This is a genomic window from Bacillus cereus group sp. Bce041 (assembly GCF_052646455.1).
The window spans coordinates 56449-68462 of sequence record NZ_JBQXON010000004.1 but is presented as its reverse complement, the minus strand read 5'-3'; the positions used below and the strand labels follow the sequence as shown (position 1 = coordinate 68462).

Genomic DNA, 12014 nt, shown 5'->3' with positions numbered 1-12014 from the left:
ATTCTTTATCCAATTACGTCTTTTACGTCTGTATCCACTGGCCACTTTTCTAATGTATAAGCCATTTCCCAAAATGAATATTCATATTGACTGCTAATAATAAAATGCTGTTTCATACGTTTGCGATCTGCCTCTGTTACTTTTTCAGCGATAGTATCTAAACGTGTAATTTGTTCTTCAACTAGCGTACGGAACCAATCAGATCCATAAGCAGAAATCCATTCGTTATAAATTGGCTCTTCCGGCTGGCACTCTTTTAAGCGTTCGCCAATTTCATAATACAACCAATAGCAAGGTAAAATTGCTGCAATGGTATCTCCTAAATGCCCTTCATACGCAGCACGATACATATGTGAAGTATACGCATATGCAGTTGGCGCAGGAATAAAATTATCTTTTTCTTCTTTCGTTATCCCTAGTTTTTTAGCAAAATTCTCATGTAAAGATAACTCGGCCTCATATGTATTTTGAGCATGATGTGCCATACGAGCTGTCGTCTCTAATTCAAGAGCTTTTGCAGCTCCTAAAGTTTGTACTCTAGCAAAATGACTCAAATAATATGAATCTTGAAGCACATAATAGCGAAAACTAGCTAAATCTAATGTTCCTTCACCAAGTTTTTTTACAAAAGGATGGTTAAAACTCGCTTCCCAAATTGAATCTACTTCTTTACGTAATGATTGTGAAAAAGTCATTTAAATCCCTCCAATAATGTATAAAATATAAGTATTTATCCACAATTATTAAAGCTGTAAAATAAAAAAACTTTCTTTACAGGCGTAAAGAAAGTGAAATTGACAGTATTTATTTACTCATTAAATAGCAACGTCTTTCCCACTTCCCTACGCTGGCATTAACCAGATCAGGTACTAAGAGTCTCAAAATCACATTTGATCTCAGCCTATAAAAGGCCCCCCTAGTGGATAAATATTTTGTTTTTATAATGTATTCATCATAGCATACTTCGTGAAACTGTCAAAAAAATTCGTTATATAATTCCCTTAAAACCCTTCTTCTTTTCTAACTTTTAATGATGTTTCAATAATCATATCTAATAGTTTGCTATAACTAATCCCCGCTGCTTCTGCACTTTTTGGCAATAAACTTGATTGTGTCATCCCTGGTAATGTATTAATTTCCATTACATATGGAATTCCGTCCTTCACCATCATATCAACTCTTGCATAAACACTACATTTTAATGCTTTATAACAAGCAAGTGACCCTTTATTTACACGTTCCTTAATTTCTGCTGGAAGTTCGATAACTTCCTCAACTGTACTAGTATCATCATATTTTGCATTGTAGTCAAAGAACTCGGCTGCATGTCGAATTGAAACTATAGGTAACTGTTTTCCATCCAGAATTGAACATGTAATTTCATCACCTTTTATATACTTTTCAATTACTACTTCAGAATCCCATTCGAATACAGTTTCTAGCATTGAGATCAATTCATTTTTATTATAAACGATTTTCACTCCGACACTCGATCCGCCAGAGTTTGGTTTTACTACTAATGGAAATCCTAACTTATCTAACTCATCAAGATTTAGATCCTCCATTTTTGTAAGTTCAATCCAATCTGGTGTTTCTACACCTTCATAACGTAAAATCTTTTTCGAAATATTTTTATCCATACATATACTGCTAGATAACATATTACTTCCGCTATAAGGAATCCCTAAACTCTCCAGTGTTCCTTGAACTGTCCCATCTTCTCCGTATTTTCCGTGTAATGCGAGCAACGCAAAGTCAATGTCTTTCGCTTTTTCAACTAAATCTATTTTTTCATTTAATGTAATTGGAACTATTTCATACTTATTTTTATCTAAATGAGCAATCATTTCATTCCCCGTCATAATTGAAACTTGTTTTTCAGACGATACCCCGCCCATAATAACACCGATTTTCATTTTCTCAACTCCAAATTTCATTTTTTAATGTATCACCAATTATTTTAATTCCCCGAACTATTTCTTCTTCTTTCAAGCGCGAAAAACCTAATCGGAAAGTGTTCGCTCCTTCTCCATCAGAGTAAAAAACATCTCCAGGTGAAAACGTAACGCCTTTCTCATAACACTTTTGTAAAAGTGTGCGGGCATTCATATGCTCTTCTAGCTCTATAAATAAATGCAGCCCACCATCTCCAGTCATTCTTTTAAAAGGAATGTACTGGTTACATGCCCCGACAGCTAACTCATATTTTTTCTTATAAACAGATCTTGCCTTTTTTAAATATTTTTCAAAATATCCCTCATGTAAATATTGAAACAGAACAGCTTGATCTAGCGTAGATGTGTGAATCGTTCTTGCTCTTTTTACGCTTTCTAAATAATGAATCAGCTCTTTATCTGCAATAATCCAGCCTACACGTAAACCAGGGAAAAGTACCTTTGAAAAGCTACTAATATAAATCACATTATTGCCAGCTCCCGCAAAAGTTAATAATGGAGCTAAATGTGAACCTGAATAACGTAATTCTTCATTAAATCCGTCCTCTATAATAGGAACGTTGTATTTTGAAAATAACCTCATCAATTCCGTTCTTTTCTCTGAACTCGTAACAATACCGGTTGGATTATGATAAGAAGGAATTAAATAAGCAAAATCAAAATCTTTTTCACGCAAACTTTTTTCAACTTCATTCGTATCAATACCATCCTCATGCATATCAATCCCATGAACTTCAAGTCCATGTAAACGGAAAAGCTTAAGTGCAGCATGGTGAGTTGGATTCTCACAAATGACACGACCGGATTTTTTTGATAAAGAAGAGAGTACAATATCCAATCCTTCTGTAAATCCATTTGTAATTAGAATATCTTTATTCGAAATGTCTACACCTTTCATTTCCATGTAATGAAGTAAATAATTCATTAACGGTCTATATCCCTTTGCATATCCGTAGTTCAATACGATGTCCCCTTCAATGGACATACGAGTAAGAAAAGCTCTTTTGAAATTTTCAACATCAAATAGCTTCTCATCCGGGGCTATACTATTAAAAACAATCATTCCCTTTTCCCAACGAACACCATGTTTCATTAAATCTAATTCGTCCGCTAATGCGGTCACTGTATTAAGTTTATTTTTCCAATCTATTTCAACAGACGAAGTGTTAGATATATCCACCTTCGCAACAAAGTTCCCTTTTCCTTTAACTGCATAAATGAGTCCTTCTTGCTCTAAATCTGCATAAGCAGCGAGTACAGTGTTTCTACTCACACTTAGTAATTCACTTAGTTCCCTTGTTGATGGGATTTTTTGATCCCCGAGCAAATGCCCTTTCATAATCATTTTCTTCAAATAATCTTTCAATTGAATATAAACGGGACGTTCTTTAACAACTTTAAAATCCTTAAACAATTTCTTACCCCCTGCAATCATTTTTGCATATTTATTTCATTCTCAAAAGGTCCACGGCATATGTATTTTTTATAAAGGGCGGTACGGTCTTACAAATCTTTTCGATATAAGTTTATTACATCTTTTAAAGCTGCAGCTGCAGCGCCTCTTGGATTAGAAGCTCCACCAATTGTAGTAATTTGTCCCATCGTATCTGTAAAGAACGTAATTCCTTTTTCGGTTCCATTTACTTTTGCTAATGGATGATCTTTTTCTATTTGGCACGGTTCAACATTTAAATTCACATTGCCTCCCTCATCCTTATATGTTGATGCTATTAATTTAATAATTTTATGTTGTTCCTTAGCATTTCGAATTTGCTGTTTTGTAACGTGCTCGATTCCTTTTATATGTATATCAGTAAGTGTTTTCTCTGTTTCCATTAAGCTGTTTGTCAAAAGTAACAATTTACACGCACTATCTGAACCACTTATATCTAATATAGGGTTTGTCTCAGCAATTCCTTTATTTTGTGCTTCTTTCAGTGCTTCTTCAAATGTCATATCTTCCTCATACATTTTCGTAAGAATATAATTAGTTGTTCCATTTAATATTCCTTCTATTTTTTCAATACTGCAACCGGCTAAACTAAATTGTCCGATATCTAGTGTCGGTAGTGCAGCGGCTGTTGCACCGCTATATCGAATTCGTATATTTGCGCCTTTTGCTGCTTCATTTATTTCTCTCCAATTTGTAACGAGCGCACCTTTAGAAATTGCTACTATATCCATCTGTTTCTCAATCGCTTGTTTCATATATTGTTTCCCTGGATTTCCATCTTTAAGATTTGTAACCGTTGATTCTACCAATACAGTACCACTTATGCTAGTTGTTGCACGTTCCTTCGGATGATACTCTAAATATTTTTCAATTGCAGCGGTACCGCCACCATACATCAATAAATGATGAAGAGATAAGCCTTCTTCATTATGTATTGCGATATTTCTCCCTAATACGCCGCTTACAACTAATTGAATCCCATATGTTTCATATATATATGAATATTTTTCATTTAATAATTTTATAAACTCTCTACCTACTGTTCCGTATCCTGATAATACAACTTGAATTTTCATAATATCCCCCCATATTTTTCTACCAAATCCCTCTTTCAATATAATATAAAGCGCTCTCGAATTCCATCGAGAGCGCTTTATTATTACCTATTTCGGTAAACGTGATAGCTTTTCAGCAATTGTTCTATAAAACTCTTGAATGCTAGAAAAACCTAACGAGTCTGAAACACTTAACCCTACCATGTCGAGATGGTCCCAATTCGCTTTCGTTTCAATATGATTCCATTTTCCAATCTGTAATGACTCATTATTATTTACAGTAACATTAGAAGATGGTGCAATCATAGAATTTGTATTTACTACACCATCATTTTGCCACCAAGAAGTATCAACTAGCGGACGGTTTTCTTCATATCTCGCATAAGAACCTAAGAAAAATGCATTTCCCATTAACACTTTATTCATCGTTATATGAGGCAAATGTAAACCTGTTATAGGTGCTGCTTGTGATGCATGTCCACTATAGGATAAATAATACACATCTGGTTGCGTCTTTACCCAATTATTTAACTCCTTTGCACCATCTGTACTTAAATCCCATTGACTTATATCTTTTGTATTTTTCCAAAGTGAACTATTTAGAATACGATTACTATATTGGAAAAAGGACTCTCCAGCATTCTTCTTTATACCCCATTGATCCAATTTAAAATCATATAATGATAAATTATTGTTTCCCCCAAAGCTTGCAGCTGTAATGAGTAAATCTTTAACGAACGGCAGTAGAAGACTACCATCCGCAAGTGTTGTACCGTTGTGAGGGGTTGCTAATGTTGTAACACTATGAACATATGATTTTCCGCCTTCAAATAGTGGTGATATTTTGGTGTCTGGTTGATTTTTCACATAATTCTTTTCTTCAAAACTACCTTCTTTTAATAGCTGTACTAATGTTCTAATCGTTTGTCCACCCATGCTATGTCCAACTAAATGAACTTTATTTGTTTCACTCCAATTCGGCGCAAAACCACTATAAGTTCTGCCAAAACGATTATGTCCATGTTTCTCAGCATGTACTGCACCATAGTCTACTGTCCCACCGCTAATTTGTGCATACAATTCACATGCACGATCCCAGTTACTAGAAACAGGTCCAACAGCTGCGGTATGTACCGTATAACCATTTCGTTTCAAATCTTCCTGTATATCATGAACACCACCCCAATATTTTACGCCAAGCATTTCTTCTCTACCCCATCCAGCAAATCCATTCACCAATATGATAGGATAATTATTTTGTTGCCTCTCTTCAGCGTATGATATTTTCGCTGCGAATGAACATACGGTCACTAATGCAAAAAAACATATTTTTAAAAATAACTTCCCCATACTTTCTCCCCCCTAATAAAACGTTTACACTTTTCTTTTTAACGAATTAACAGAATAATTTAACAACTTAAACATAATGTAAAGTATTTTATATACTTTGTATATATAGAAAACATATACAAATGTTGATAAATATTAATTCAAGTAAATATTTACTTTTTACAATATAACTTGTAAATCTATTTATTTAGATTTATAATTAGATATAGTTTCCTCATGTTAAAAAGATTTAAAAACCATAAGAAAACTAATCTCATTGCTTGAAAAGGAGGAAAAATCATGCAAATCGGATCAAATATTCATACATTGTCTCAACCTACTAAAATAACTCCATCTAATCTTGAGCATAATACTATCTCTTCTACTAAACTTGAAAGTAAGAAAATAAATGATCCTATCAAGTTTGATATTCGTTTATCTGAAAAAGAAATGCAACAGCCTGAGCATAAATTTAATGAATTAGATTTATGGAAGATGTTAAAGGATAAAGGTGTTCCCTTATGGATCATCCTTGAAATGCTACAAAAGGCTCGTAAAGAAAAAGAAGCACAAAATAATTCAGTTCAAAATTCAAATGCGATTGAAGAAACGAGTGAGACTCGATTAAATGAAGTAATGTAAGTTATTTAAACGGTATTAAAAAGAGCTCGAGGTTGATAAAGTATCCATCAACCTCGAGCTCTTTTTTAAGATTTTTCTCCAATCGTTACAAACTGAATTGATACCTCATCTCTATAACCTTCAATTAACTTTCTTACTTTTACTTTTTCATTAATCAACGTATTATCTGTCGATATTTTAGGGTTTTCATCACCTAATGACTTTTTCAAGTGTAGAAGTTGCATATTCGTTTCATTTGCTTTTATTTCTTTATACACACTATTTTTCGCCACAACGATATACCATAGTGCTCCATAGTCACGTTTATTGCCAAGCCAAGCATCACTACCATATGTAACAGGTATCTTGTTTCCTTCTATTTCAATACTTTTTATATTCTTTTCTTCTTCATTTATAAATAATAGGGAACTTTCTTTTGGAAAATTCGGCAACGCATCTAACGTTTTAGAAAGGGATGCTTGATCACGTTTACGAAAAAGCTTTGCATTCATCATCGCTTGTGCAGTAGATTCATTTATTATCAGAACCCTTTTTTGGTCAAATCTACCTGTTTTCACTGCAAAAGCTTCCTGTTCTTTCGTGTTTTCCTTATAACGATTCATAATTGCTCCAGTATGATTCTCATCTCCAATGATTAATACACCGTTAGCTGGAAATCTGTTTTCGTTTTTAGAGCATGCACTTACACTTAATAACAATAATATACTTAATATGAAAATAGATAATTGTTTTTTCATCACAGTTCCTTCCATAACTTCAAATTGTTTTTTACATGCTTTTCTGCAATCTTACTTGCTGATTTTCTCTATTGTTCCATTGTCTTATGAAGCTTTTGTAAATAACGCCAACGAGTTATAAAGAAATATAAAACTTGTATACACATAAATGAAATTAAAATGACGATAGAGCTATTTAGAATAGAAAAATCGACTAATTGTTGTAATGCCATATAAGCGACTACAGTATGTATTACTGCAACGACAATTGGTAAGAAAAACATTAATAATAACTGTCTCGTTACAACTTTCTTTAGCTCCCGTTTACTTAACCCCATTTTCGAAATCATTTTATACTGCTGTTGATCACGATTCAAATCAGTATATAATCGGAAATAAATAAAACTAGCAGCAAATGTGAAGAAAACGATTCCGACTAAAACACTAGCCATAAGTAATAACCCATTCGTTTGTTTTGCACTTAACAACTCTATTGTTAGTGCTCTAAATTCAAAATGTATATCTCTAGGTTCTTGATCAAATATATTATTTAATTGGTTTGAAACCTCTTTCGTTTTTATCCAATCATCTACAACAAATCCGTAAGTACGATATTGAATAATATCTTCATTATCTGGACCACTATTAAGTGGAATTCCATCATATACATGATCTTGAATAGCAATATATATCCCTTTCGTATCATGTGGCAAAACTAAATTATCGACAGTTTTTTTCACATGAAATGTCTTTGTCCAATCGCCTTGAATGACTTCAATATTCTTCTTATAATCACCATTTTTAAATTCTTGTTTTTGTGATACCATTCCAGGAATTAATAACATTTCATCTTCTTTTTCAATCGTTTCTTGTTGATACCCTAGCGCTCTCGCAAGTTCGTTATATTCACTTAATTTCATTACATATACATTACTTTCTGTATATATATATGAAGATGAAGCCATTCGATACGGAATATTAGCATCAGCCAGATGGTTTTTTATAATAGAGAGATGTTTATCCGCTATTTTGTTGTTTTCAGGAGCCATGTATAGTAATGTATACGGATTCGTCATCCTTACTAAATCTTTATTTCCAAGAGCAGCTGTCGTGCCAATTGCTGTAAAAGCAACTGCTGATATAATAGATACTATAAAAAACATTGTTGCATTATCTTTCATACGATAAATTAATTCTGAAAATGTTAGTATATTTGTTCTCTTTAAAAAGAAAGTTTCTCTCCTTTTAGCAAGATGCAATATATAAACGCTACACTGTGTATATAAAAAGTACGTTCCAATAATCACCAGGAATACTCCTATTCCTAGCACAATAAAACTATGATTTGGGATAAAGCGAAATACTAAAATATAGCCATACCCTATACTAAATAAAGAAAAAACTGATAATAAAATTGACGATTTTGGTTCAGGTTTTGGCTTTTCTCCTGCTTGAATCAGTTCCACAAGCTCTGTAACTTTTATCATTTTAAATGTTACTAGCGAAACAATTAAAAATAAGAACAGAAATGTAATGATTGTTAATAATACAGCCTGTACTGGTATATAAAAAGGCAAGCCGTTACTAATCATTAATACACTTGCGCTTATTAATAAAACTAGTTTAGAAAATATGAGTCCAATAAGAATACCTATACATATTGAACCAAAACCAATTAACATATTTTCAATTAACAATAACTTTTTAAGCTGTCTCATTGACATACCTTGCATCATTAAAATGCCAAATTCTTTCTTACGCATTTTTAAAAATGAACTAACTGAATATAAAATGAAGAAAAATGAAAATACAAATATCAACCCTTGTGAAACTTTAAATCCTAATGTACCAAATGCACTGATTGTTGTACTTGTCGATTTCAACTCCCCTTGTAGATCAGGATGAAATAATAAAAGTGCATACGTAAAGAAAATCATAATTGAAAATGCACTACTTAAAAAATGACCTGCATATGTACGCTTATTACGAAAAATATTATTAAATGCGAACTGACGAAAAGTCATGCCTTTTCCCTCCTAACAAAGAAAGAACATCCATAATCTTTTGATAAAAGGCTTGTCTGCTTTCACCACAATAAATTTCGTTATATAGTTGACCATCTTTAATAAAGATTACTCGGCTGCAAAAACTCGCTGCATACGGATCATGAGTAACTAACATCATCGTAGCTTTTTCTTCTTTATTTAGAGTATCAAGCATCTCCATTACATCATTTGAAGATTTAGAGTCTAAATTCCCTGTAGGTTCATCTGCAAGTAATAATTGCGGCTTATGAACGATCGCACGAGCGATTGCTGTTCTTTGAGCTTGTCCCCCTGATATTTCAAACGTTCTTTTATTCAAGATATCTGTAATATTTAACTTCTCTGCAATCTCTTCCAATCGCTTGTTCATTTCTTGCACGGAAATACCATCTAAAGTCATCGGCAATACGATGTTTTCTTTTACAGTAAGTGTGCTAAGAAGATTAAATGATTGAAAAACAAATCCTAATTGTTTTCTGCGGAATAACGCTAAATCTTCTGATGATAATTGGAAAGGATTTGTACCATTTATTAAAATTTCTCCCGATGATGGAGAATCAATAGTAGCTACCATATTTAATAACGTTGTTTTTCCACTACCAGATGGACCCATAATTCCCACAAATTCACCTTCTTGAATTGATAAATCAATATCTACTAATGCTTTATAAGGTACTTTCCCTTTATATACTTTACTAATACTTTTTGCATGTAAAATTTCCATGTATATTCTCCCTTCATTTGCACGTCTCATAACAGAGTGTAAATGAATTGTCTTACAGCTCATATTGATTCGTCTTTCATTTATCTTACACGCTTGTAAGATTTCTGAAAAAAACTGATAATAAAACCATTTTCAAACTAAAATTAACGCATAACTATCTTATAATAATTGTATAGTAGTAGGAAATATAATGTATAATAAATCTTTATTATATAAATGAGTAAAAGACCGATTGCTATCGGTCTTTTACTACCCAACGTTATATTTTTATCCACTCAGATTTTCTCAATATATAATGATTATATATTTGATTTTCTATCCTCTGTTGGCTCTTATAAATAAACCCGCATTTTTCAATAACTTTATTTGATGCTACATTGTTAATTAAAGCAATTGCGTTAAGGACATTTAAATTTGTTTCTTTAAACAAAAAGTCAATTAAACCTTTAGTCGCTTTTGTAGCATAGCCATGATTTTGATGTTCATTTGAGATAGCATACATTATCTCTCTGTTTGGTGAAGGGAGTTCTTCTTTCATACCTGTGCAGCACCATCCAATAAATTCATTTGTGGTTTTCTTAAATATTCCTAGTCTTAATATGTGATCATCTATGTTAGTCGTAGTTCTCACTGCATGAAGAAACGCTTTATTTTCTGGTATTTCATAATTTACAACCCAATTAACCCTTTGTTCTTTCGTCGATTTCCAGTCCGGTAAAAACTTTTCTATTTCCGGTTGATTGGATATGTTATAAATACTCTCTGCATCTTTAGTGGAAAACTCTTGTAAGTAAATTTCACCACAATCTAGCCTAAATAACTTAGCGGAATTTTCTATTTCCATGACCATCCCCCATTGCCATCAACCTAAGCTTTTGAGATACCCCCATACCGAAATTTTCACCTTTTTACAGTTATTTATGAGAATTCAGCTCATTTTTTCGTTTTCGGGAACAATCAATTTCTTAAGTTGATAGGTATGTGATAATGCATCCATTTGAACAAATTTTCCTTTTCCATACCGATCACACACCTTTTGTAGAGTAATAGTATCAGCATATCCCAGTTTAAGAAGCTGATTACGAAATATTTAGAATTTTTTCGCGAGAATCCTCCGAAATGTAATACGGACTTTAAATATTTTCATTTATAATTCTCTATTTGTCTATACTTTTCATACCGCTGTTGTATAAGCTCTTCCGAGGATAATAGTATCAATTTTTTCAGAGATGATTCGATTACAGATTCAATCACTTTTGCCTGTGATTTTATATCATTTTGTGCTCCACCTTTAATTTCAGGAATGATTTCATCAATAATTCCTAAATGTTTTAAATCTTTTGCTGAAATTTTCATATGTTCAGCAGCTTCTGGAGCATACTTAGCGTCCTTCCATAGGATAGATGCTGCTCCTTCTGGCGAAATTACCGAGTACCATGAATACTCTAACATATGGATATGGTTACCGACACTAATGCCAAGAGCTCCACCACTTGATGCCTCTCCAATTACAATACAAACAATTGGCACTTTAAGTGTAGCCATTTCAAATAGATTTCGAGCTATCGCTTCAGAAATTCCACGTTCTTCAGACCCTTTCCCTGGATAGGCGCCTATTGTATCAATAAATGTAATAATAGGGCGATTAAATTTATCAGCTTGTTTCATAAGTCTTAGCGCTTTTCTATAACCTTCTGGATGTGCCATTCCAAAATTTCTTTCTATATTTTCCTTTGTATTTCTACCTCTTTGATGACCAATAACCGTAACGGGCATCCCTTTAAATTTTGCAATACCACCTATCATTGCTTTATCATCACCATATAATCGATCACCATGAAGTTCGAGAAAGTTTGTAAACAATAAAGGTATATAGTCCAATGTCGTGGGCCGGTTACGTAGCCTTGCAATTTGAACTCGTTGAAAAGGTGTAATATTAGAATGAATTTTATCTTGCATTTTATTTAAACGTTTTTCTAATACATGAATTTCTGGCGATAAATCTACATTATTTTCTTTCATAATTTTCTTTAATTCATCAAATTTCTCTTTTAATTCAATAATAGGACGTTCAAAATCCAAACTCATTTTACCC

General features: G+C 32.8%; 11 protein-coding genes and 1 riboswitch. Of the genes, 1 reads left to right on the top strand and 10 read right to left on the bottom strand.

What is annotated here, in order from left to right; genetic code table 11:
* Window positions 1-5: 5 nt before the first annotated feature.
* The 5 genes from tenA to ACUN13_RS14465 all read right to left on the bottom strand — a co-directional run bounded on the left by tenA (window position 6) and on the right by ACUN13_RS14465 (window position 5813).
* On the bottom strand, window positions 6-695 hold the full coding sequence (gene tenA, locus ACUN13_RS14485) for a thiaminase II (RefSeq protein ID WP_000144518.1): 690 nt from the start codon (window positions 693-695) through the stop codon (window positions 6-8).
* Between the two features lie 127 nt (window positions 696-822).
* A riboswitch (TPP riboswitch) is annotated at window positions 823-928 on the bottom strand.
* 73 nt (window positions 929-1001) lie between these two features.
* Window positions 1002-1916 (bottom strand): D-alanine--D-alanine ligase, encoded by a 915-nt coding sequence (locus ACUN13_RS14480; RefSeq protein WP_242278131.1) that lies wholly within the window; start codon window positions 1914-1916, stop codon window positions 1002-1004.
* A gap of 4 nt (window positions 1917-1920) precedes the next feature.
* Window positions 1921-3369, bottom strand: coding sequence for a MocR-like pyridoxine biosynthesis transcription factor PdxR (pdxR, locus tag ACUN13_RS14475; RefSeq protein WP_000471644.1), 1449 nt, complete (start codon window positions 3367-3369; stop codon window positions 1921-1923).
* An 89-nt stretch (window positions 3370-3458) separates the two neighbouring features.
* Window positions 3459-4484, bottom strand: a complete 1026-nt coding sequence (locus tag ACUN13_RS14470; RefSeq protein ID WP_242278129.1) for a homoserine dehydrogenase — start codon at window positions 4482-4484, stop codon at window positions 3459-3461.
* An 87-nt stretch (window positions 4485-4571) separates the two neighbouring features.
* A complete protein-coding gene (locus tag ACUN13_RS14465; RefSeq protein WP_242278127.1) occupies window positions 4572-5813 on the bottom strand; it encodes an esterase/lipase family protein in 1242 nt (413 codons plus the stop codon).
* A 279-nt stretch (window positions 5814-6092) separates the two neighbouring features.
* Here ACUN13_RS14465 and ACUN13_RS14460 point away from each other — a divergent pair, with 279 nt between their 5' ends.
* Window positions 6093-6434 (top strand): DUF3914 domain-containing protein, encoded by a 342-nt coding sequence (locus ACUN13_RS14460; RefSeq protein ID WP_242278125.1) that lies wholly within the window; start codon window positions 6093-6095, stop codon window positions 6432-6434.
* Window positions 6435-6499: 65 nt separating this feature from the next.
* Here the strand turns inward: ACUN13_RS14460 and ACUN13_RS14455 are convergent, their stop codons facing one another.
* The 5 genes from ACUN13_RS14455 to ACUN13_RS14435 all read right to left on the bottom strand — a co-directional run bounded on the left by ACUN13_RS14455 (window position 6500) and on the right by ACUN13_RS14435 (window position 12007).
* Window positions 6500-7171: a lipoprotein BA_5634 family protein gene (locus tag ACUN13_RS14455; RefSeq protein ID WP_242278123.1), complete on the bottom strand. Its 672-nt coding sequence runs from the start codon at window positions 7169-7171 to the stop codon at window positions 6500-6502.
* A gap of 68 nt (window positions 7172-7239) precedes the next feature.
* On the bottom strand, window positions 7240-9174 hold the full coding sequence (locus ACUN13_RS14450) for an ABC transporter permease (RefSeq protein ID WP_242278121.1): 1935 nt from the start codon (window positions 9172-9174) through the stop codon (window positions 7240-7242).
* Window positions 9149-9919, bottom strand: a complete 771-nt coding sequence (locus ACUN13_RS14445) for an ABC transporter ATP-binding protein (protein WP_242278119.1) — start codon at window positions 9917-9919, stop codon at window positions 9149-9151. Before ACUN13_RS14445 ends, ACUN13_RS14450 begins: the two co-directional genes overlap by 26 nt.
* A gap of 259 nt (window positions 9920-10178) precedes the next feature.
* A complete protein-coding gene (locus ACUN13_RS14440; RefSeq protein WP_063245445.1) occupies window positions 10179-10763 on the bottom strand; it encodes a GNAT family N-acetyltransferase in 585 nt (194 codons plus the stop codon).
* Between the two features lie 299 nt (window positions 10764-11062).
* A complete protein-coding gene (locus ACUN13_RS14435) occupies window positions 11063-12007 on the bottom strand; it encodes an acetyl-CoA carboxylase carboxyltransferase subunit alpha (protein WP_000050722.1) in 945 nt (314 codons plus the stop codon).
* Between the last annotated feature and the right edge of the window lie 7 nt (window positions 12008-12014).